We start from the raw sequence: 20,363 nt of genomic DNA on the forward strand, positions 1-20,363 counted from the left end.
GTGCCTTTTTATTATTCCTAGCTAGACTTTTACCAGCGCATTTCCTAGTATACCTGCAATGTGTTGGTAGGAGTCTTGCCTGTGCGTTTTATTGTTGGCTTATTTGTCCTTGTTAGTGCGCTCAGTGTGCCTGCTCACGAGTTGAAGGGCAGCTTACCAGATCATTACCCTCCTTATAGTATCGTGGGTGATACCACTAAAGGCATTATTCCTGACCTATTAGTGGCGCTGAACTCGTTTAGTGATCATGCCTATAAAGCGCAGCCAAATACCTCACGGCGCTCATTAAAGTTGTTACATGAAGGGCAAATTCATTACCGCTTTGATTCCGAGCGCTGGGTTGCAAACGCCAGTCACTATTATTGGAGTGACGCGATAGTTGAAGTGAATGATGTGTTGGTTTATCCGGCAAGCGGCCCAGCAATCAATGATATAAAACAACTGCAAAGGTTAGCAAACGACCGCCAAAAGCCGCTGCGAATTGGAACCCGCTTCGACTACCACTATCCAACTTTAATGCCGCTGCTTAATAACGGCAACATGGTCCGTGATAACTTTTACTCTGAAATAAATATGCTAAAGGCCCTGGCAGACAAAGAGCATGGGCAACTCAGTGCTGTTGTAATTGCAGAGCATGTTTATGATTATCTGTTAAGGTCAAGACCTGAGCTGGTGGGTGAATTAGTTAAAAGTAACCGCCCCATAGACACAGCTCTTTACCAGTTTCAGTTTCCAAAAACTGATAACGGGCGTATCAATATGCTTTATACTAACCGCTTATTAGATAAGTTAAGGCGTAATGGCGAGTTGGAAAAAATAGTTAATAACTATACCCAGTAATAGGTTTATTTAAGCCACTGTTTAATAAGTTCAGCAATTGCCTTATGATGGTCCTGCGCATAGCAAGAGATAACTTGTTTTTGGCGCTTGCTCTGGTCCAATTTTGACTGCTTTTTTTGATGTAAGCGTGCGAAGGGACCTTGTTTTGATTTATCATTCATTGTTTTCTAACTACTGCCTAATGACTAAATTCAGCTATATTTTACCCGTGGTGTGTATGCTCTCCCTGAGTGCTTGTAAGGGCACCCAGCGTTATCATGAAACCCAATCTCAACGCTTAGACGAGTGTGCATATAAAAATGATGATGACTATTTTGCGTGCTTAGAGCAACAAAAACAGAACTATCAGCGGTTTCAACAACAGCGTCAACAAGAAAATAATTAAGCTAAATATTTCATAGTGTTGAAATACCTACCTATACTTTTAACTTCCGCTTTAAAAATATTTATGCTGGCATGGAAGTTAACAACAAGAAAAAGCGTTTTACAATACGCGTTACACTAATAACAACCTTCATATTTGCTTGTGCCTTCACGGCTATTGCGGCTATATCACTACACTATTACTTTAGTAGTAGTCTTGCAAAAAACGCAGCGGCAACGCAGTTTGAATTAATCGCCACTCAGGTTGCCAGCCAAGCACGACGTCAAGAGCAGGCTGCGGTAAGCCTCGCAAATGTAATTAAGCTGCAAAATATTCGCGGTGCGAGATCCATTAGCGGCGAGCAACTAGCTCGCTTTAGTGCTTTATTAAGTGCTCAAGAAGAGGTGTTTTCATTATTTTACGGCTTTAGTAATGGCGATTACTTTGAAATATCTAATTTAGAGTCCACTCCCGGGATTAGGCGCGTGTGGGGTGCAGCACCTAACGACCGCTGGGTTGTTGTACAAATATATGGTCAGGGCGGCGATAGGAAAAGGTATACCCAATTTCTCGACTCCAAGCTTAACGTTCGAATACAAACTGAGGAGCCAACAGACTACGATGCTCGGCAAAGGCCGTGGTTTAAGAACGCATCACATCAAAGTGTAAATAAAATGCCCCCCTATATGTTTAGCTTTATAGGTCGCCCTGGCACGAGTTACGCGATTACCGGCAAAAATAACGTGGTAGCGGGGACCACCGTGCTGTTATCTTCTTTGTCTCGATACATGGACATACCTGATTATACCTTAACCGGCAATGGCTATTTATTTGATGACAATGGGGAAGTCAGTATAGAGCAACGTGTTGATGCGCCATCAGAACTCAACGTGACACCTATCACCTTAGACGATCGTCAGCGTGTTTATTTAGATAAGGTCGGTACTTTGCGAGTAGGGGTTATGGATGATTACCCTCCATTTGAGTACTCAGTGTCGGGGCAACCTCGGGGTTACAGTGTTGAGCATATTCGTTTATTGGCGAGGAAACTGGGGGTCGAGCTGCAGTTTATCAATGGCTATCGGTTTCCGGAACTAGTGGAGCAGTTAAAGTCCGGCAAAATAGATATGTTACTTGGACTTATGAAAAACGAAGAGCGTGAGCAATTTTGTGTATTTGCAAATGGCCACTATGAAACAAGGATAATTGCCACCATGCGCCAGGGGGAGGCACAAGGGCAACAACGTTTAAGTGACTTTAAAGAGTTACGTATTGCCGCGCAAAAAGGCTACGCTGTGACAAAGTTTTTAAAAGCGCGTATGGGCAACGCCCACTTTATTGAATACAACGATACCCTCGATGCGCTGAAGGGGCTTAACAGAGGGGACGTTGATGTTGTGTTCGATGATGAGGTGGTTATTAACTATATCCAAGCTTACTTCTATATTGAAGGGCTTGAAAAAGTAACCCAAATTAGTGAACTAAAATCACAAAGTGACTTCAACTTTCATCACACGGTAAGAAAGGATTTAGCGCCGCTGATGACGTTCATAAATCGGGCTATTAATGAACTAAAACCAAGTTTGAAAGTAGATCTAAAACAAAAGTGGTTAGACTTTGACAGCCCCAGACGGCGTGCAGAGCTTTCACAGTTGCCCTCTAAGCAGTTACTGGATATTGCCCAACAAGCACCTCTTCGCGATCGCATGCACGAAATAGAAATTGATAACAAAACACATTATGCCTATATATCGCGTGTTGAGGGGCTCATTGGTTCTGGGAATCAGGAATACATCGCGCTCATAGTCAGCGAGGATGAGGCCTTGTCGCAACTACAATGGCAAGTAAAAAAGGCCATGTTAGTAACCTTATTTGTGTTATTTATAGTACTGATCATTATCTCCCAAATGGCGCGTAATCTAGCCAACCCCATTCAACGCTTAATTGAAGAAAATCAGAAGATTGGCCAACGAGACTATGACCATGTTCATTATGTCGACTCTCACATAGAGGAAATTCACCAACTTTCATCGGCCATGGTTAATATGTCTGAATCAATATGTGACTTTGAGGCCGGGCAAAAGGAATTGCTCGATGCATTTATTCAGCTTATTGCTCAGGCAATCGATGAAAAATCGCCATACACTGGGGGGCATTGTGCTCGCGTACCAGAACTGGCGATGATGTTGGCGCAAGAAGCGAACAATCAACAGAAGGGGCCATTTGCGCACTTTGGTTTTAATTCCAAAGAGCAATGGCGTGAATTTGAAGTCGCTGCGTGGTTACACGATTGCGGTAAAATTACGACGCCGGAGCATATTGTTGATAAAGGCTCTAAGTTAGAGTGTATATATAATCGGATTCACGAAATACGTATGCGCTTTGAAGTATTATACCGAGATGTTCGTATCGATTATCTTGAAGCCGTAAATAGAGAGCCTGAAGAGCAATTAAGGTTTTATGCAACGCTTCAACAGCGGCAAAAGGAACTAAAGGAAGATTTTGCTTTTGTAGCCAAATGCAATGTCGGTGGGGAAATGATGTCTGAACAAGACCGCAGTAGATTGGAGTCGATAGCTGAGCAAACATGGTACCGAAATTTCGATGATTGCCTTGGGTTATCCCCGGCCGAACAGCGTCGGATGAAAGATTTTGAGCATACCACTGAAGGTGAAGAGTATTTACTTGCGGATAAAAAATGCCATATATTTGCACGTAATGAAAGGGAATTTAGTCGCAATTCAGGCTTTGGTTTTAATATGGAGCCAACAGAAAATAAACAAAATCTCGGCGAGTTATATAACTTGAAAATAGGTCGGGGTACATTAACGAATGAAGATAGGTATATTATTAATGAGCATATTATTACGACCATTCGCATGTTAGAAACTCTGCCGTTACCAGAGGATTTACAGCGTGTACCCGAATACGCTGGTGGGCATCATGAAAAGTTGGATGGCGGAGGATATCCGCGAGGTTTAATTGCTGAGCAAATGTCAGTGCCTGCACGGATCATGGCCATTGCAGATATTTTCGAAGCGCTGACTGCAAATGACAGACCATATAAGGAAGCAAAAACGTTATCCCAATCACTGAAAATTATGAAATTTATGGCGCAAGATAGGCATATAGATAAAGATCTATTTGCTTTATTCTTAACGAGCGGCACTTACATGGATTACGCAAGGCAACATCTTAACGATTCGCAGATTGATGACGTTGATATCAAAGATTACATAATCGGGTAGTCGTCATTGTGCAGTTTGTTGTCTGAAGGTGGCAAGAACCAAAACATTTACATAAGTACACACTGTATGGTTTAGACTCCGCTAGCATAATACGAAAGCCGTTGACAGACTTGTGATCAAACTTTGCGCGAGGTTGTGAGCTTCTTATATTCGTTTTTATAGGTTATAGAGAATTGCAGCCTATAATTTATGGTTAGTTAGTAACGGGGTTTCTATATTAGAAGCCCCGTTTTTTTATGCACTTTAATCTCAGATTGAGACTAATCGTTTGTGCCTGTTCTTCTGGCAATATCCCCCACAAGCTTAACTAGCTGGTCGTTAAGGGTTTGCATGAACTCTTGTTGGCTCTGTGTCTCCTTCTTGAGGTTGTCGTATAGGCGCTTGTTTTGATCTGCCGACCACTTATAGCGGGGATAAAAACACAGTTGGCCGGGGCTGACTGTGTACCAAGGCGTTACTAGTTCAAACGTCTGCGAGTCGATATAGCAATCTTTCCAGCCGCCAGTATCAGGCAGATAACCCCGCGCTTTGATATCTAGGAGTATCTTAATAGGTTTCGGTGCGTCCCCTTTCTTGAGGTATTTGTGAATAGTCACCTCATGGACGCCCAGCTCTTTGGATGCTTTTCGAGCCTGAAAACCGTAAACCTTCCGGAAATTTTTGACGAATTGATGGTCATACATGTTCTTTTACTCCTTTAAAACATTTAATGTTGGGAAAGGGGCAAAAGTCAAAGGAAAGTTTAAAAGCCTATATATATCAGCGATTTAAAAATGGTTAGTATCCACTAACCATGATTTATGTCCGGTCATCATAATTATAAAATCAAAAATAACGCTGTAAGTACATGATTTTACGATGAAATAGAGGGTTTTTGAGAGAAGTACAGAGTCTCATTTTGAGACAAAAGTGCAGTATTACTACACCTTTTTGCCCTTCGGGTTCGCCAGTTTTGAAAACTGATTTTGTTTGTGAGAGCAGTTAAGATGGAAAGAAAGCATCTACTGATTTACCAGTGTGCATAAAGGGCTTTGTCATCCACTGCTAGAAAGTAAACAAAAATAGCGGAACCCCCTACGGGCTTCCCCCGCGATTTTTATTGACTGTCTATCCGTTCCTGACCTTGGTGTCTCCATCATCAATATGCGGGCAGCCCTCGCTAAAGCGAGGCCCACATATCGATGATTTACTTAAGCCCTTTTAGCCCGTCATCAGTGACGGGGCCTTATATTGGAGATTAGATTATGAGCAGAAACAGCGAATACGAAGCACGCAAGAAAGAGCAGGGATTCAAGAAAATTACTGTTTGGGTGCCGGAGGAAGCGGCAGTTGATTTCAAGCTAATGGCCCAATTCGTGTGCGAGAACCCAAAACATACACCGTTTATGGCTAGGAACCTAACAACAGGCCGTATGGCTAAGGCGGTTTAGAGTTTTGATACTTCTTAGCTAGTTAATCTTAATAGGATGCTTTATCAGACTAGCTGTATCGGTAACTTCTACTATCTGAGATAAATCCCCTATTCTTAATTGAATATAGTCAGGTTCATTTTCTTTTTTCAAAGCAATTCTATACTCATATTGCCATGAATATTCTATAAACTTAGTGAACACCCCTAAATTTCGGTGGTGTTCACTTCTTTCTAGGTAATCAACTTTTTTTGATAGTGAGTCCTCAATAGTAAACAAGTCCTCTCTTCTTGTTATTTCCTTTTTTAACTGCTCGAAGAATAGGTTTATGTCTTTTCCATATATTATAGCTGCCTTATCTCCAAAATTTAAAAATTTCTCTGATAGGTATATGGTTGAGTTTTCTGATTTCTTAATATCGTCAATCGTGATAAGGGTCATACAATAAATTTTTGTTTCATCCTGGTGCACAGGTCTAATGTCAACTTTGTCTTTCAAATCCCTTAAAACTCTACCATTGAGCTCGATAGTGATATGTTCTGGTCGCAAGCTTGCCTCTAACCCTTCATTTTCATCCCCCCTTAAACAAGGGTCTATATCCTCAAGCTCTCTGAAATATTTGATAGTATTCATGTGTAAAAGACCTTGTTCAACAAAATCTTTTGTGTGTTCTTCTTTCATGAATTTTATTAGTGCTACTAACTTATCTCTTTCCAAGCTTTTTCTTCCCCTAAATTTTTAGAGTTTTATTTTTATTGCTGGTTTATCTTTTTATAACCATCCGAAAGGCAGGTGCTTAAGTTGCTTTTCTCTGCCAAGTGAAAAACAGCTTGTTCATTATACATTGCTAATGATGATGAATATATTTCTTGAAATAGGTTGCATTCGTCACCTCTCCCTATTTGGTATATGGCATATAGCTCTGAAAAGCTTTCAGGGGATAGGCTTTTGATAGCCAAGAACGTGGGACACTCTAACAATGAACTTGTCTCAACTTCTTCTAATGTTAAGCTTTTACCATCAATGACAGAGGTTTCTCCTTGTTGGGTTTGACTTGAACTGTGGGTTTCTATGATGGCATCCAGTTGGTCTTTTCTTAAATGTTTCAAATTTAATCCTTCTTAATATATGTCACATACATGAGAAACAATTCTTTTATTCTCTAGTGTAGGGTTCTCTGCGTAAATATCTAAATACTCTCTACACATTGAATCCGGTTGAAAACTATTTGCTATAGACTGCTCTGAATTTCTCTCAGGTTTATTTGTTGATAGCTCACGTACTGGAATTTTAATAGCGTCCATAGTTACACTCTTATTGATAAGCTCTAATTGTTCTTCATAAATTTCTTGTTGGGCTTCAAGGCTAAACACATAGAGAAGAAGAATGACTGCGAACGCAGCAATGATGGCGCTAAAAACCACGGCGAACATTTTTGAATAACTGACCTTGTCCATAAGGTATCCTCCTGAGCAACAAGTTCAGCATAGATTAATATCCGCTTATATTTCAAGCTACTGAGATGAAATGTAATGTTTTATTTGTTTAGTGCTTTAGAAGTTGGGGAAAGGTTAGGGCAAGCGTCAGTGTGTACGCGCCCCAAAAGGGGCGAGCGCACACACTAGCCACTTGTTGTATTGTCGATTAAATTGGGGTTAGCCATTTCATCTGGCATGCACGTTATACGTTGCCTTTTACCTTCAATTTCTACTTCGGCCACACAGTCACCAAGTTTTCGAACTTTGTAGCTCATTGGGTAGTACGTATCGCCTTGGCTATCGGCGAAGTTCATTTGTATGCCTTTAGTGGTTAAGTGCCACCCAGCAATATAGATTGTGTCGTCTTTGACTTTTTGTTGTTGTTTGCCTGCAAAGAGGTTGCCATAGGATGGTAGGCCCGTTTCTTCGATATCCTCCTTTTTTTCTTTCTCTGGCTTAGGGTAGTAATACTCGTAAGGGGCAATAGGGTCTGCGTCACATGAGCCATAAAGGCTTTTGTATACTTCGTTGCAAGTGAACATGCCTTTTTTTGGCAACTCAGGTTCAAACGTCACTAGGGCGTTAACAGCGGTCGCCGCCATCAACGCCCCAACACAAAAAAAGTGCCAGCTCTTAACTTTGAGGTTTTTAACTGCATCTTTAAAGTCGCTCCATTTGTTTGTGTAACGGCCATGTGTGTACCAGCTGGGGAGCATGGTCGTTAGGCCGTAGTAGTCGTTAAAGTCACCTGTTTCTGCAATCAATTGCTCGGTTTCGTAGCAATCGAATATACCTGTGCCACGACACACCCATGTATCGACCTTGGCCGCATTGGCATGAGTGCCATAGCGCACGGTTCCAACATGGATTTTAGGAAGGGGCAATCTGTCACCCCAAGCCAGTTTCACCAAGGGGCCAATAAGGGGTAAGGTCATTCGGTCAGTACGTTTACAGTAAACTACATGCTCGGCAATGGTTCGTCGTGCATCAGAGTCTAGGTTCTCAATGTCCTGAATGATTAAGATTGCATCCCAGCGCAGTTTTCGAAGGAGTTTAAAAAACGCGTTCACGGGTGCGCGTTCTGGGTCTTTCCAGTTACGCGAATTTAAGAATATCCCGCATTCATCTAGCACCAGTAGGCCGTTTCGAGATTCTTCTATCTTCTCACCTTCATAACCAAGGGGCAGGGCTTTCAGACTTTGTATGTCGGGTATGTCCGGTAATCTAAATAGCTTGGTGTTCTTCATGTATTTGCCAAGCATCTTTTCGGGGTAGATATCGAGGTTCGTAGCAACCTTGCGACCCGCTAACAGATATTCACGGATGCGGGAGACAGACATTAACGTTTTGCCGCCTCCCAGTTTGCCCGTAACAACATAGACCGCCATTAGGCTAGGAACCTGCGCGTTGATTTCTCAGCTAAGCGCTGTCTGAATTTCTTAATCTCTAGGCCAATCATAAAGGTGGCGCTAGTGACATAGTAAGCTAGTACTAAACCCATGTAGTAAGGGAGGGTAGAGGGCAGCCAAGATATAAACAGGGATAGCAAACCTTGCGTGATTGGACTCAGGCCGTTTACGACGCCAATAAGGATGTCATTCACCCAAAATAAAAAGGTTGATATTGCCGCCGCATAGATAGCAAATGCAGCTAGGCCTATCGCGATGTTCTTTATAACACCGGTGATAAGCAACGTCATAAACCAGATACCAATACGACTAACGAGTGCGCCTAAAAAGGCGATAATAACGGGCATTAGGTTAACCTCACTTTCTTAATATCTTCGTCAAGGCGATGGATGATGAACAGGATAAATAGAACAGCAACGATCCATTCTAGAAACGCTCGTATCTGTGCAAACTCATCGCATGGATTGAACTCACCGATACCCAGCAAGCTGGTACTGGTGCAGTTATCAGAGGCCTTGGCAAACAGCTGAGGGATTGAGTCGTAAGCCGTTGGGCTTAATCCTTGGATTGCGTCCTCACTGATGGCTTCATTGATTTGCTCTAGTGTGTCGTTATGGCCAGAGACGATATCGCCTGACTCGCTTAAATCTGGAAGAGCTACACCCTCGGCAGCGGCTTCACCTTCTTCAGGGCCACCCCATTCAAGTTGCTCTCGAATTCCATCAAGTTGGCCCTCGATACCGTCTACGGAATCGGTGATTTTTTCGGTTTCGGTTTGTAGGTTTCTCAACAGCAGTGACTATTTCGCCTTGGCCTTGCTCGGTTGCGTAGTTATCGGGCCAGTTGTCACCGGTGCCATTATCGCCACCAGAGTCACCACCTCCGTCACCGCCGCCATTGTCTCCACCAGAGTCGCCACCTCCATCACCGTCACCGCCGCCATTGTCACCACCGGAGTCGCCACCTCCATCACCATCACCGCCACCATTGTCACCACCGCCCGTACAATCATCGGTTTGGCATGGCTCTATGAAGTCATCGCCGTTGGGCACATCGCATGACTGTGGTGTGATGTAATGAAGGAAGTTTTCACCGTCCGGTGTGTTGTTCGATATGCACACACCGCCTTGAAAGCACGTAGATTGGCAGTTACGACCGTTGTAGCTAAGGCACAAATTTTGGTCTGTGTAATATGACCCGACGACTTCACCTTCGAATGTAGCGCAGCTATCCATAGGCATTTGAAGGTCGACTGTGCAGCTGAGTTCAAAATAATAAGATGTATCGGGATTGGTAAATTTTATTCGAGCTGAGCCATTTGCATGTTCATAGGTAAACTCTTTCTGGTTAGGCTCTTGACCGAAAGTGAGTCGCGCACCACTCAAAGCATCCGGTAGTTGGTCTTGGTAGAATATATCGGGGACACCCTCAACAGTAACGGCATAGACGCCTTGACCATTTTGCTTTGCTGATATTTTAGAGCAGCTCGACCACTTATAACCGTTAGCAGAATGGGCTGGGGTAGAGTAGGCAAACCCCAGTGCGATTAATGACATCGCCATTAGCCTGCAAAGGTTAATGAATATTTGCACTGGGGTTGCCTCCTATTGGTTAGGTAGCTGCGCGAACTGCACGCTTGAACAGACGAAGCAGAATGAAACCACCTAGAAACGATGCAGCGACAGGCCATGCTAAATCAATCATTGCTAAGCCATCGGTTTGCACCTGAGTCATGGCGTTAGATGCTGCCTCCGGTACTGCGGCCATAGCACTACCCGAAGCTAATGCACCTAGACCAGCCAAAATTTGCACAGCTGTGCGGCGTTTCTTCGTGGGTGCGTCAGTGGCCTGATACACCCCGTTTTCGTTTTTCATGGTTTCGATTTGTTTGCCCATGATGATTTCTCCTCTTTGGTTTAAGTTGCCATCCACGCTATTCGGCGGAAGACGTACAAAATTGCAGTGCAGCTCCAGCCTATGGCATAAGCTCCAATGCAAAATGATATAAACTCGGATAGCTCAATCATTTTGCTGATGACTCCCAAGCGTTGAATCCTAAGCAAAGACAGACACACATCGTTGAATAGAAAATACAGCGACCAAGGTAGTAAACCGCATCAATGAGTTGCTGTATTTGCTCAGGGTTTATATTCACGGTTTCCATTAGTCGTCCTTGTCGCCAAACATTTGTTCGTTTGAATTGGCTAAGCGAACGTTGCTCTTAGGCTCAGAACGTAAGCCAAGGCACCTAGCAACAAAACGACAGAATGAGAACAACAAGTCGTAAGCAACAAGGGCCACCATCACGCCGCCAATGACAGTTAGAAACAGCGCATTAACGATGGCATCTATCTCTTGTTGCGTTAGGTTTGTTAAGTCCATGCGTTAGGCCTTATCGTTAATCACAATATCTTTAGGCTCTTGGGTGCCTAGGTAGGTGTTTGTATAAACGCGGTCTTTCCAACAGCGGTGACGCTCAAAGATAGGCACGGTTACGGTTTTACCCTGGGCTTCGGCCAAGATGCCTGGCATGCCGACTTCCTGAGCCTTTTTACCAATCTGAATATCAAAGATTGATTCTTCGCCCTCAAAGCCATTGGCCTTGGGAATAGCGATGCCAACATAGATTTCGTTATACATTTCGCCTGTTTTCTTATTGGTCTTAGGCACTTGTTTAATGCCCTTACAAATACCTGTGAAGTTGGTTCCGAAACGTAATTGATTCATGGTTCTGACTCCCGTCTTAGTTGATTAAGTATTCTTGGATTTCTGAGGTAGAAGCGGGGCGCGCTTCAAGGATGCGCACCAGAGGCACAACCTCGGATTTATGCTCGTCTGCGTTGGCAGGAGGTAAGCTAATATCGATACCGAATTGAGCGAGTTCTTTTCTGTGTCGATAGAAAGTAGGGCGCGAAATAATGTCTCTTACGTTGTGGCCAGTGCGCCATAACTCGTATGTACCACGTACCTTAGTTGGTAGTTGCAGGGACTTTCGTCCAGTAATTGGAACTTGTGCATTCATGTCGATTCTCGCTATGTAGCGGTTAAATAGTGACTCTGGTGTCAGGTTAAATGTATTGCCTTCGTCATCAGTGACGGGGGTGTTAAAGAAGGATGCTTTGAACTCTTCGGCATCGAAAAACGCCAAGGCAAGTTTACGTAGTTCCGTTTTCATGAGTCGGAGTTCAAAGCGAAGCTTGGCGCGGCAGTAATCAAGTAATGGGCTGTTGATTAGTTCTTGGGGAAGTGTATGGCCCTTACCACCGCGTAATAATTCATTATATTTACTGTAAAGTTTAATAGCCCATCGGCGAGAGTGTTTACCCCAATATACTGTGCCTTTGCTATTTAAAGCACGGCCATGACGAGTTCTTGTTTTCTCTGCGCAGGCATCAATATAAGCGTCAACATCGTTTTGATTTTCTAGTTCAAACATGTAGTTAATATCTATTTTCTTAATAGAAAAATTGCCGTTTTTAATGCTGCGTTCGGTGAACTCATTAACTACAATTGCATGGCCATGAGCAAAGCGAACAGGCGTATATTCACCATCTTGATATGCAATGTCGTACAGTTCGAATTGCTGAAAAATGGCGTTCACAGTAAGAAAGGCCAGCAGGCAAACATCGTCTGTGCCTGCTACGTTGTGGCCTTGGAGGAACTTGGTTGGGTTCCCATCAATAAACAGGTTTTGCGCAAATTGGTGGCATTCGGTTATGTCATTACTGCAAATCTGAATTGCAGATTCGAACGAGCCGCGACAGGTATTGCGTTTATGGGTGTGCCATTCTTCTTCGCCAAAACGGTCAACCGAAATAATGTGACCGTTGTTTATATATCGGTGGCGAACTGGAATAACTGCGGTCAGCCAATCAATCATGACCAGCTCCGTCGATATGGATTTTATTTAAGATGCTTCGCAGAGTAGACATTTGATTCGTAGCTTGTTTACGAAGTTGATCAGAGCTGTACGGATCGTTTGATTGCTCTTCAAAATCAATTGCCGCACTAACAAGAATGTTGTCTAGAAGCAGTTTTTCTTCGTCAGTTAGAAAAGTAAGGCGGTTCATAAAGCGCCCCCTGCATACTCAAAGTTTGAGTAATGACGGGAATCACAAGCAGGGGGCTTAAGGTTGGAATCGTTTCGATTTAACCATTCTTGCCCAAAAAATTCCAATGTGCCAATAAGCGAGTGATAGCCCGACATATCTAAATGGTTTGGGTGAGCGTGAGTGAATGAATTAATTTCTTTGTCCAAATTGAAAATGACGTTTTGCAGTTCGGCGTTGCTAACGTTGGGCAAAAACAGGACGCGCAATTTTTCGATGGTCGCGCGTTCTTGTTTAATCGACAGTGCCAACATGTGATAAGCGTTCGTGCCTATGGTGTGTTGGCCAAGTATCGAGTTGTTGATCCAGATATTCCCAAAGCTGCTTTTTGACTGCTTTAAAATTTGGTCGATTGTCATGGTGGTGACTCCTTGTGATTCCCAAACATCAATAATGATGTCTGAAATATTCTAGTCATCAACTGTGATGACCGTCAAGATGTCAATCATCAAATTTGTGGACTAAAATAGATTCATCAATAAATTCAAAGGCTAGAGCCATGAACTACAGCTATAAGTTGGTTGAGATCTACAAAGAAACAAAAGGCTATTCTCAAGATAAACAAGCTGCTATGGACATTCCTAAACTATCTAAAGGAGTGTTAGCGAACATCAAAGCGGGGACTAGACACCTAACGGCTGAACAAGCTTTGTTCATTGCGAACGAATCTGGGCTGAACGTTGAGGAAGTGATCATCAATTTAGGGATCGAAAAGTCTAAGTCTGAGGAAGAAAAAAGCGTTTACGAATCCTTGGCAAAAAAGATTAAAGCAGCAGGCCATTCTGCGGCGATGTTGTTGCTTGCTGCTGGGTTGGTATTGGGTGTAACCCAAAATGAGCCTGAGGGCTCTCTCTGTACGCCATAGCCTATAATTTATGTTATGTTAAATATGTTATTTTAATAAAGTTCCTTAAGATAGACCCTGTTTATTAAAGAGGAAGAGCTGTTATTTGAGGGGCGTTTTCATAATTCGAAAGCGAATGGCTCACGGTTCCGTGAGCCGAGAGAACTTGATTTTAATTTAATTCGTCATCTTTCCAAAACTTGGTTCCTTTTAGAACTGCTTGCAGAGCTAACCCTGTTTCAGTCATGGAATAAATAGTCACATCGCCAACTTGGGCTTCAGCGGCAACGGCTCCACCTTCAGTTTTATGCTTTGCAGCAGCATCGGCGTTACCACCAAATGCCCAACCATTCTTAATGAAATAATTGAGTGCATCTTCGGTATGAAACACCATCACTACATTAAAATCTTTAACTCCTAAGCCTAACCCTAGCCCAGCTTCACCCATTTTCATATAGGTCCATTCGCCGGTGCGATTATTTTTTGCAACACCATAGCCACCGCCAAAACTTGCAAAGATTACGTTCACATTGGCATTATCAAATACGGCGTAACCTGCTGCAGAGGTTAGTTGATTACGAACATCCGGCTTCTGGTCATAAAGGCGATTAAGAGTATCACTGCGCATATCTTGAACTACTTGTCGCTTCTGCGCTGGCGTGCCAGTGCTTGCACATCCAGTCAGCACCGCGAACAAAGTGAAAATAAAAGAATACGTTAGCACCGATTTCGATAGTTTCATTTAAAACCCCTTCTTTATGTCCAATACTAGACAGTATCGGACTTTATGGTAAGCTATGCATTATATTATTGTAGTCCAGTTGTCAGTATGCTTACGCCACTAGTCGATACCTTTAAACAACTTCGCTATCAAATAGCGCATCTTGAAGATGATACGTTGCACAGCGAATACCCTGAACTTGCTGCATTTATAGCTCAACAAAGCTTAAACGTCGCTGAAGTTAAACAAGATTTGCTATTTATCTACCGGTTTTTATACGTATACGGTCGAAAGTCAGATGCCACTTTTACTCGGTTTCGTAATGAGATAGAACGCTTTGCTTTGTGGACTTGGTTTAATAAAACATGTTCTTTGTTTTCTTTGAAACGAGAAGATATTGAGCACTACATTGATTTTGTTGTTGAACCAGATAAAGCCTGGTGTTCCAACTCAGTGCAATGGCGCTTTAAACAGCATCAAGGTTTACGTAAAGCCAATGAAAAATGGCGACCGTTTATAGCACGCGAGACAAAGCCATCGCAACAAAGTTTAAATGCGACTTTTACAGCACTTAATGTATTTTATAAGTTTGCTATTTTAGAAGAGCAAGCGTTCGCAAATTTTGTCCCGGTAGTTAAAAAGAACTGCCCTTATTTAGTTGTTCAGTCGCAAATCAATCAACCGGATACTCTCAGTGATTTGCAGTGGGAATATGTACTGCGTGTAACCGAAGAGCAATGTCAGGAAGACCCTGATCTAGAACGTAATCTTTTTACTTTAGCCTGTTTGAAAGGCCTGTATTTAAGGATCTCTGAGTTGTCTGAGCGTACTAATTGGTCTCCTGTCATGTCGCATTTTTGGCAAGACGCTGATGGCTTTTGGTTTTTGCGTGTTATGGGCAAAGGTAACAAACTCCGTGATGTTACGTTAAGCCAAGATTTTATTGCGTATTTAAAACGCTACCGTTTGTATAGAGGGTTAAGTGCCCTGCCCCGTGTTGATGAGCCCTACCCACTAATTCATAAAATACGGGGGAAAGGCGGAATGACGGTTAGACAAATTCGCCGCCTTGTTGCGCAAAGTTTTGAATTGGCCAGCTCAGCGCTGGTGGCCGATGGCTTCACTGAAGAAGCTGAAAAGCTACAAGCAGCAACTGCTCATTGGCTGCGTCATACGGGGGCAACTCATGATGCTGCTTCAAGGCCGCTCAAGCACCTGTCCGAAGATTTAGGTCATGCAAAAATTGCGACCACGGATCAAATTTATATTCAAACGAATATAAAAGAGCGCGCTAAATCGGGTGTTAAACGTAAACTTTAGGAACTGCATTTATGGAATATCAATTGGCAGCAGCCCTGGGCTTAGCATTTTTTATTTACTCAGTTAGCTTTCGTAGATTGGCTCGGGCTGAATTAACTGGCCCAATGTATTTTGTCATTGTCGGTGCCGCGCTTGCCTGGGCATTTAGCGATGCAATGAAAGTGGATCAGCCATTGAGCGCGCTATTACCATTAGTTGAATTGACACTTGCGGTATTTCTTTTTACTGATGCAGCCAAGACGCGTATTAATGTACTAAAGTCGCAGTTCAAGTATCCTTTGGTGCTTTTGTTTGTCGCTTTACCAATAACCTTTTTTGCTACGTTTGCTTTGGGGTATTTACTTTTTCCGCACATGCACATTATTGCCTTGGCCCTATTGGCCATCATCTTAACACCTACAGACGCTGCGCTTAGCAAAGGCTTGCTCGAATCGCAAAGTGTTCCAGAAAAAATACGTGAATCGATCAATGTGGAAAGCGGTCTTAACGATGGGATGTGCGTTCCTATATTTTTATTCTTGTTTCTTTCTTGGCAGCATGGTGAGTTTCAAGGTGCGGCGACGATGCTTACATTTCTCATTGAAGAAATTGGTGTCGCACTCATTGTTGGTGTCAGTGTTACCTATGGGGCATTAAAGCTTACTCAGCTAAGCGCTACTCGCCATTACTTTGAGAAATCATCGAGTCCATTTTTAGTTTTGTCGGTCGCTGTTAGTGTGTTCACTCTCGCCCAACTCCTTGGCGGCAGTGGCTTTGTTGCGGCATTTGTAGGTGGTTTGGTTTTTGATAAATTTTATCGTGCCGACGATGATGAAAAACTAATAGAAGACAGTGAGCATATCGCAGACTTCTTTTCCTATCTTATCTGGTGTTTATTCGGTGCATATGCCTTCATCCAACTTCAAACAATAGATCTAAATATCTATAAAGTATTATTTGCATTCTTAGCTGCAACCTTAGTACGTGTGGTCCCGGTGATGTTGAGCTTAATTCCTTTTAACAAACTGTCATTAAAAGAAAAATTTACGCTTGCTTGGTTTGGTCCAAGGGGGTTGGCATCCATTGTATTTACGCTAATGGTGTTAGAGTCTACTGAAAATGGCTTAGCCGAGTTAGCGACACTCACCATTTTGATGAGTGTCTTCATTCATGGGATCACCACTCGCCCGATTGCTAATTCCTATAAAAATAGAAATTAACTAAGCACATTCGCTAGCACCTCTATTGGGTGCTTGGGCTTAAATTGCGCGTACCGTTTTACTTGGCTACGGCATGAGAATCCTGTTGCTAATAACCGCGAAGGATCAGTGTGCTGAACGGGTTGTTGCCAACTCAATTCATATAAAGTACGGCTGTTCTCTTGGTTTTGTACTTCATGGCCGTAAGTCCCTGCCATGCCACAACACCCTGTTGCCTGAGGTTTAAGTAGTAAGCCAACACGAGAAAATATCCCCTGCCAAACATTGGCGCTGTGTGGAAGAGACGTTGTTTCACTGCAATGACTGAGCAAAGTATAAGCAGGTGTTGGTTCGAACACTGTCTGCTTAAACGGTTGATCTTCCAGCCATTCATGGGCAACGAGGACTTCAAAATCACCTCGGTTGTCACCCAAGATAGTGGCATATTCATCGCGGTAACATAACACAAGGGAGGCATCGAGCCCGACCATTGGGATACCGAGTTCACTGACCTGATTTAAAAAGTCGGCTGAGGTTTTAGCGGTTTTCGCGAATTTGGCTAAAAAACCTTTTACGTGTTGCGGTTTACCATTCGGCTTGAACGGCAACAAAATTGGCTGTTTGCCTAAAGCTTGTGCCACTTTAACAAAGCTTTCAACAAGTTCTGCTTCATAAAAGCTTGTGAATGGGTCTTGTACTATCAACACATAGTCGCGTTTTTGCTGCGCATCCAACGAATTAAGGTATTGTAAATCAAACTTGCGTAACTGTTGCGTACGTTTGGCTAAATTTGGGTGACTTGGTGTAGGCGTGTTTACATAACCTAAAGTCGCTTTAATCGCTTTTTGAACAAGGTTCGATTGCATAACAGGGGCTGTTACGCTCGAGAATTTAGCCAATAGTGGCGCGGTTTGCTCAATACTTGCTACTAAATAATCTTTTGCTGGCCGGTTATACAGGCTGTAGTAATAATTTAAAAAGCGCGCGCGGAATGTAGGCACATCGACTTTGATTGGGCATGCAGTTGTACACGCTTTACATGCTAAACACTCATCCATTGACTGCTTCACTTCATGGGAAAAGTCATACTCGCCACTGCGCTTTGCTTTTGAATTTAAAAAGCGTTCCCACCATGTGGGCCCTTCTTTTTTAGATATGGCTTTTTCTTCTTGCAATAAGTCAACGTCCTGCTCGCTTTGTAACCTTAACCATTCACGCATTAATCCTGCGCGACCTTTTGGCGAAAAGCGTCGATCACCCGTGGCCTTATAAGATGGGCACATCGGTGAGCTTGCATCATAATTAAAGCATAAACCGTTACCGTTACAGTTCATGCTGGTATCAAAACTGTCACGCACCGCGATATCAATTTGTCTATCAAACCAACCGCGCTTTTTGTCATCCACACTCACTAATTGGTCATTTGACTCAAGGGGCGTACAAATTTTCCCTGGGTTCATTTTATTGTGAGGGTCGAATGCCGCTTTGATACGTCGTAATTCATTAAATAGCTGTTCACCAAAAAACTCGGGGCCATATTCACTGCGATAGCCTTTACCGTGTTCTCCCCACATCAATCCACCATACTTAGCGGTTAATGCAACGACTTGGTCTGAAATCGTGCGCAATGTTTTTTCTTGTTCAGGGTCACACATATCTAACGCGGGTCGAACATGTAAAACACCGGCATCGACATGACCAAACATGCCGTAGTGCAAATTGTGGCTATCAAGTAATGCTCTAAATTCAGCGATAAAATCAGCTAGGTTTTCTGGCGGTACGGCGGTATCTTCAGCAAAGGCTAATGGCTTTTGCTTGCCTTTGGTGTTGCCTAACAAGCCGACTGATTTTTTACGCATCGCGTAAATTTTCTGAATCTCCGAGACATCATCTGTGAGCTGATAGCCGATAACGCCAGCGTCTTTGTTGGCAATTAATTTATCGAGCTTAGCGCATAAGGCGTCTATTTTATCGCGCATATCTTCTTTGCGTTCGGCATTAAACTCGACCATGTTCAGCCCTTGCATGTCTTGGCCGGGTACATCTGTAATTAAGTCCGATACTGAATGCCAAATAATGTCTTCACGCGCTAAGTTAAGCACTTTGCTGTCGACCGTCTCTACGGACGTCGCTTCGGCATCTACCAAAAATGGGGAGTTGCGCAGTGCTGAGTCAAAACTATCGTATTTAATATTAATCAGCGTTTTGAACTTAGCGATGGGAGTAATAGTGAGTTTTGCTTCACTGACAATTGCCAATGAACCTTCTGAGCCGGTGATCAACCGACCGAGGTCGAACTCAGACATGTCATCGCTGAGCACATGTTCAAGATCGTATCCGGTTAAGAAGCGGTTGAGTCGTGGGAATTTTTTAAGGATTTGCTCGCGCTTGCCAACGCTTACATCAAGGGCCGTTTTATATAGCTTGCCAACAGAGGTGTCTTGATCGGCAATCACCTCGGCCTTTTCGCGACTAATACGCTGTGTTTCCAGCTCGCTGCCATCGGCTAAAAAGGCCTTTATTGCTAAAGTATGGTCAGAGGTTTTACCGTAGACTAAGCTGCCCTGTCCTGACGCATCAGTATTGATCATCCCACCTATAGTGGCGCGATTACTGGTCGATAAATCTGGCGCAAAAAAGTATCCATAAGGACGCAAAAAGTCATTAAGTTGGTCTTTAATGACGCCGGCTTGCACCCGTACCCACCCTTCTTGTTCATTGATTTCGATTATCTGCTGCATATGACGAGATAAATCGATAACGATGCCTGGTGTTAACGACTGACCATTCGTGCCAGTGCCACCGCCGCGCGGGCCAAAAGTAAGCTCAAGGAACGGATCATGCGAGGCAATATTGAGGGCTAGTTGAATGTCTTTGTTTGTTTTGGGAAAGATCACGCCTTGCGGTATTTGCTGATACACGCTGTTGTCGGTTGCAGCAAGCAATCGCGTGCCATAAGTGGCATCGACCTCACCACTGAAGCCTTCTTTTTTTATAGTTTTTAGGTAATGCAGTACCAGCTCGGAACTGACTTGCTCTACAGTTAACTTTGCTATCATGCTGGAATTGTTCTTGGTGACGGACGCACACATTATACCATGATGCGACCAGTTCTAAATTGAAGAATGTACAGATTGTTACAAATTGGAATGCCTGTTCATACGCTTTCCTGCTAAGGTAAGATCAATACTTTATATTTAGGAAAAACAGATGAAAAAGGTGATAATGAACTTAGCTGCCGCGCTCTGTTTTGTACTGGGGATAGTGTTTGCTGTGGTACCAGGGCCGTCAGTCATTTTCTTCTTAATAGGCTTAACGCTACTTGCGGTACATTACCCAGGGGCTCGAAAATATTTACGTTATTGCCAAAGCACCCTGAGCAAAGGGTGTCAGCTATTAGATAGAAAACTAGCGAAGCGATAACAATAAAGGGCGAGAAACTC

At 43.2% G+C, this 20,363-nt stretch carries 25 protein-coding genes; 8 read left to right on the forward strand and 17 right to left on the reverse strand.

Going from position 1 to position 20,363, the window contains the following annotated elements:
- Positions 1 to 81: 81 nt before the first annotated feature.
- From PRUTH_RS18940 to PRUTH_RS18950, 3 genes are all read left to right on the forward strand, one after another.
- The gene (locus tag PRUTH_RS18940; RefSeq protein WP_170269022.1) at positions 82 to 840 is read left to right on the forward strand and encodes a substrate-binding periplasmic protein; all 759 of its coding nucleotides are present in this window, start codon (positions 82 to 84) and stop codon (positions 838 to 840) included.
- 181 nt (positions 841 to 1,021) lie between these two features.
- Positions 1,022 to 1,225, forward strand: coding sequence for a hypothetical protein (locus tag PRUTH_RS18945; RefSeq protein WP_045979997.1), 204 nt, complete (start codon positions 1,022 to 1,024; stop codon positions 1,223 to 1,225).
- 71 nt (positions 1,226 to 1,296) lie between these two features.
- The gene (locus PRUTH_RS18950; RefSeq protein WP_151174214.1) at positions 1,297 to 4,452 is read left to right on the forward strand and encodes an HD domain-containing phosphohydrolase; all 3,156 of its coding nucleotides are present in this window, start codon (positions 1,297 to 1,299) and stop codon (positions 4,450 to 4,452) included.
- Between the two features lie 260 nt (positions 4,453 to 4,712).
- On the opposite strand, the gene PRUTH_RS18955 is transcribed toward PRUTH_RS18950, so the two are convergent.
- Positions 4,713 to 5,135: a hypothetical protein gene (locus tag PRUTH_RS18955; protein ID WP_138508217.1), complete on the reverse strand. Its 423-nt coding sequence runs from the start codon at positions 5,133 to 5,135 to the stop codon at positions 4,713 to 4,715.
- Positions 5,136 to 5,696: 561 nt separating this feature from the next.
- Here PRUTH_RS18955 and PRUTH_RS18960 point away from each other — a divergent pair.
- A complete protein-coding gene (locus PRUTH_RS18960) occupies positions 5,697 to 5,882 on the forward strand; it encodes a hypothetical protein (RefSeq protein WP_151174216.1) in 186 nt (61 codons plus the stop codon).
- Positions 5,883 to 5,900: 18 nt separating this feature from the next.
- Here PRUTH_RS18960 and PRUTH_RS18965 read toward each other — a convergent pair whose 3' ends face one another.
- The 14 genes from PRUTH_RS18965 to PRUTH_RS19025 form a co-directional block, all read right to left on the reverse strand.
- Positions 5,901 to 6,578 (reverse strand): hypothetical protein, encoded by a 678-nt coding sequence (locus PRUTH_RS18965; RefSeq protein WP_151174218.1) that lies wholly within the window; start codon positions 6,576 to 6,578, stop codon positions 5,901 to 5,903.
- A 35-nt stretch (positions 6,579 to 6,613) separates the two neighbouring features.
- Complete coding sequence (locus tag PRUTH_RS18970) at positions 6,614 to 6,970, reverse strand: DUF3775 domain-containing protein (RefSeq protein WP_151174220.1); 357 nt, start codon at positions 6,968 to 6,970, stop codon at positions 6,614 to 6,616.
- 12 nt (positions 6,971 to 6,982) lie between these two features.
- Positions 6,983 to 7,318 (reverse strand): hypothetical protein, encoded by a 336-nt coding sequence (locus tag PRUTH_RS18975; RefSeq protein ID WP_151174222.1) that lies wholly within the window; start codon positions 7,316 to 7,318, stop codon positions 6,983 to 6,985.
- Positions 7,319 to 7,482: 164 nt separating this feature from the next.
- Entirely contained in the window at positions 7,483 to 8,727 is a 1,245-nt protein-coding gene (locus PRUTH_RS18980; RefSeq protein WP_151174223.1) for a zonular occludens toxin domain-containing protein, read from the reverse strand.
- Entirely contained in the window at positions 8,727 to 9,095 is a 369-nt protein-coding gene (locus PRUTH_RS18985; protein WP_151174225.1) for a hypothetical protein, read from the reverse strand. Before PRUTH_RS18985 ends, PRUTH_RS18980 begins: the two co-directional genes overlap by 1 nt.
- Positions 9,095 to 9,538 carry a hypothetical protein gene (locus PRUTH_RS18990; protein ID WP_151174227.1) on the reverse strand — a complete coding sequence of 148 codons (444 nt, stop codon included), beginning with the start codon at positions 9,536 to 9,538 and terminating at the stop codon, positions 9,095 to 9,097. Before PRUTH_RS18990 ends, PRUTH_RS18985 begins: the two co-directional genes overlap by 1 nt.
- A complete protein-coding gene (locus tag PRUTH_RS18995; protein WP_151174229.1) occupies positions 9,471 to 10,310 on the reverse strand; it encodes a hypothetical protein in 840 nt (279 codons plus the stop codon). The genes PRUTH_RS18990 and PRUTH_RS18995 overlap by 68 nt, the downstream gene beginning before the upstream one ends.
- Positions 10,311 to 10,359: 49 nt before the next feature.
- Positions 10,360 to 10,644 carry a major coat protein gene (locus PRUTH_RS19000; protein ID WP_151174231.1) on the reverse strand — a complete coding sequence of 95 codons (285 nt, stop codon included), beginning with the start codon at positions 10,642 to 10,644 and terminating at the stop codon, positions 10,360 to 10,362.
- 127 nt (positions 10,645 to 10,771) lie between these two features.
- Positions 10,772 to 10,912 (reverse strand): hypothetical protein, encoded by a 141-nt coding sequence (locus tag PRUTH_RS19195; protein ID WP_170269024.1) that lies wholly within the window; start codon positions 10,910 to 10,912, stop codon positions 10,772 to 10,774.
- Positions 10,912 to 11,130 (reverse strand): hypothetical protein, encoded by a 219-nt coding sequence (locus tag PRUTH_RS19005; protein WP_151174233.1) that lies wholly within the window; start codon positions 11,128 to 11,130, stop codon positions 10,912 to 10,914. The genes PRUTH_RS19195 and PRUTH_RS19005 overlap by 1 nt, the downstream gene beginning before the upstream one ends.
- A 3-nt stretch (positions 11,131 to 11,133) precedes the next feature.
- The gene (locus tag PRUTH_RS19010; RefSeq protein ID WP_151174235.1) at positions 11,134 to 11,475 is read right to left on the reverse strand and encodes a DNA-binding protein; all 342 of its coding nucleotides are present in this window, start codon (positions 11,473 to 11,475) and stop codon (positions 11,134 to 11,136) included.
- A gap of 16 nt (positions 11,476 to 11,491) precedes the next feature.
- Positions 11,492 to 12,628 (reverse strand): phage/plasmid replication protein, II/X family, encoded by a 1,137-nt coding sequence (locus tag PRUTH_RS19015; RefSeq protein ID WP_022946881.1) that lies wholly within the window; start codon positions 12,626 to 12,628, stop codon positions 11,492 to 11,494.
- Positions 12,621 to 12,818, reverse strand: coding sequence for a hypothetical protein (locus tag PRUTH_RS19020; protein WP_151174237.1), 198 nt, complete (start codon positions 12,816 to 12,818; stop codon positions 12,621 to 12,623). Before PRUTH_RS19020 ends, PRUTH_RS19015 begins: the two co-directional genes overlap by 8 nt.
- The gene (locus PRUTH_RS19025; protein ID WP_151174239.1) at positions 12,815 to 13,216 is read right to left on the reverse strand and encodes a hypothetical protein; all 402 of its coding nucleotides are present in this window, start codon (positions 13,214 to 13,216) and stop codon (positions 12,815 to 12,817) included. Before PRUTH_RS19025 ends, PRUTH_RS19020 begins: the two co-directional genes overlap by 4 nt.
- 140 nt (positions 13,217 to 13,356) lie before the next feature.
- Between PRUTH_RS19025 and PRUTH_RS19030 the strand changes: the two genes are divergently transcribed.
- The gene (locus PRUTH_RS19030; RefSeq protein WP_151174241.1) at positions 13,357 to 13,722 is read left to right on the forward strand and encodes a hypothetical protein; all 366 of its coding nucleotides are present in this window, start codon (positions 13,357 to 13,359) and stop codon (positions 13,720 to 13,722) included.
- Between the two features lie 151 nt (positions 13,723 to 13,873).
- Here the strand turns inward: PRUTH_RS19030 and PRUTH_RS19035 are convergent, their stop codons facing one another.
- Positions 13,874 to 14,443 carry a lipid-binding SYLF domain-containing protein gene (locus tag PRUTH_RS19035; protein ID WP_022946885.1) on the reverse strand — a complete coding sequence of 190 codons (570 nt, stop codon included), beginning with the start codon at positions 14,441 to 14,443 and terminating at the stop codon, positions 13,874 to 13,876.
- Between the two features lie 87 nt (positions 14,444 to 14,530).
- On the opposite strand from PRUTH_RS19035, the gene PRUTH_RS19040 reads away from it, so the two are divergent.
- The gene (locus PRUTH_RS19040) at positions 14,531 to 15,742 is read left to right on the forward strand and encodes a tyrosine-type recombinase/integrase (protein WP_151174243.1); all 1,212 of its coding nucleotides are present in this window, start codon (positions 14,531 to 14,533) and stop codon (positions 15,740 to 15,742) included.
- A gap of 11 nt (positions 15,743 to 15,753) precedes the next feature.
- Positions 15,754 to 16,941, forward strand: coding sequence for a cation:proton antiporter (locus PRUTH_RS19045; protein ID WP_151174245.1), 1,188 nt, complete (start codon positions 15,754 to 15,756; stop codon positions 16,939 to 16,941).
- Here the strand turns inward: PRUTH_RS19045 and ydiJ are convergent.
- Positions 16,938 to 19,979, reverse strand: a complete 3,042-nt coding sequence (gene ydiJ / locus PRUTH_RS19050) for a D-2-hydroxyglutarate dehydrogenase YdiJ (protein ID WP_151174247.1) — start codon at positions 19,977 to 19,979, stop codon at positions 16,938 to 16,940. The two genes, PRUTH_RS19045 and ydiJ, sit on opposite strands and share 4 nt — an antisense overlap.
- Before the next feature lie 151 nt (positions 19,980 to 20,130).
- Between ydiJ and PRUTH_RS19055 the strand changes: the two genes are divergently transcribed.
- Entirely contained in the window at positions 20,131 to 20,343 is a 213-nt protein-coding gene (locus tag PRUTH_RS19055; protein WP_022946889.1) for a PGPGW domain-containing protein, read from the forward strand.
- Positions 20,344 to 20,363: the final 20 nt, after the last annotated feature.

The sequence above is a fragment of the Pseudoalteromonas ruthenica genome (genome assembly GCF_008808095.1).
Classification (GTDB): Bacteria; Pseudomonadota; Gammaproteobacteria; order Enterobacterales; family Alteromonadaceae; genus Pseudoalteromonas; species Pseudoalteromonas ruthenica.

Excerpts from the sequence above, each read along its gene's own strand:
- PRUTH_RS19025 (WP_151174239.1), bottom strand. The coding sequence starts at position 13,216 with ATGACAATCGACCAAATTTTAAAGCAGTCAAAAAGCAGCTTTGGGAAT.
- PRUTH_RS18955 (WP_138508217.1), bottom strand. The coding sequence starts at position 5,135 with ATGTATGACCATCAATTCGTCAAAAATTTCCGGAAGGTTTACGGTTTT.
- PRUTH_RS19040 (WP_151174243.1), top strand. The coding sequence starts at position 14,531 with ATGCTTACGCCACTAGTCGATACCTTTAAACAACTTCGCTATCAAATA.
- PRUTH_RS19055 (WP_022946889.1), top strand. The coding sequence starts at position 20,131 with ATGAAAAAGGTGATAATGAACTTAGCTGCCGCGCTCTGTTTTGTACTG.
- PRUTH_RS19005 (WP_151174233.1), bottom strand. The coding sequence starts at position 11,130 with ATGGACTTAACAAACCTAACGCAACAAGAGATAGATGCCATCGTTAAT.
- PRUTH_RS18995 (WP_151174229.1), bottom strand. The coding sequence starts at position 10,310 with ATGGCGATGTCATTAATCGCACTGGGGTTTGCCTACTCTACCCCAGCC.
- PRUTH_RS19020 (WP_151174237.1), bottom strand. The coding sequence starts at position 12,818 with ATGAACCGCCTTACTTTTCTAACTGACGAAGAAAAACTGCTTCTAGAC.
- PRUTH_RS18945 (WP_045979997.1), top strand. The coding sequence starts at position 1,022 with ATGACTAAATTCAGCTATATTTTACCCGTGGTGTGTATGCTCTCCCTG.
- PRUTH_RS19195 (WP_170269024.1), bottom strand. The coding sequence starts at position 10,912 with ATGGAAACCGTGAATATAAACCCTGAGCAAATACAGCAACTCATTGAT.
- PRUTH_RS19015 (WP_022946881.1), bottom strand. The coding sequence starts at position 12,628 with ATGATTGATTGGCTGACCGCAGTTATTCCAGTTCGCCACCGATATATA.
- PRUTH_RS18985 (WP_151174225.1), bottom strand. The coding sequence starts at position 9,095 with ATGCCCGTTATTATCGCCTTTTTAGGCGCACTCGTTAGTCGTATTGGT.
- PRUTH_RS19000 (WP_151174231.1), bottom strand. The coding sequence starts at position 10,644 with ATGGGCAAACAAATCGAAACCATGAAAAACGAAAACGGGGTGTATCAG.
- PRUTH_RS19035 (WP_022946885.1), bottom strand. The coding sequence starts at position 14,443 with ATGAAACTATCGAAATCGGTGCTAACGTATTCTTTTATTTTCACTTTG.
- ydiJ (WP_151174247.1), bottom strand. The coding sequence starts at position 19,979 with ATGATAGCAAAGTTAACTGTAGAGCAAGTCAGTTCCGAGCTGGTACTG.
- PRUTH_RS18960 (WP_151174216.1), top strand. The coding sequence starts at position 5,697 with ATGAGCAGAAACAGCGAATACGAAGCACGCAAGAAAGAGCAGGGATTC.
- PRUTH_RS18950 (WP_151174214.1), top strand. The coding sequence starts at position 1,297 with ATGGAAGTTAACAACAAGAAAAAGCGTTTTACAATACGCGTTACACTA.
- PRUTH_RS19045 (WP_151174245.1), top strand. The coding sequence starts at position 15,754 with ATGGAATATCAATTGGCAGCAGCCCTGGGCTTAGCATTTTTTATTTAC.
- PRUTH_RS18975 (WP_151174222.1), bottom strand. The coding sequence starts at position 7,318 with ATGGACAAGGTCAGTTATTCAAAAATGTTCGCCGTGGTTTTTAGCGCC.
- PRUTH_RS19010 (WP_151174235.1), bottom strand. The coding sequence starts at position 11,475 with ATGAATCAATTACGTTTCGGAACCAACTTCACAGGTATTTGTAAGGGC.
- PRUTH_RS19030 (WP_151174241.1), top strand. The coding sequence starts at position 13,357 with ATGAACTACAGCTATAAGTTGGTTGAGATCTACAAAGAAACAAAAGGC.
- PRUTH_RS18980 (WP_151174223.1), bottom strand. The coding sequence starts at position 8,727 with ATGGCGGTCTATGTTGTTACGGGCAAACTGGGAGGCGGCAAAACGTTA.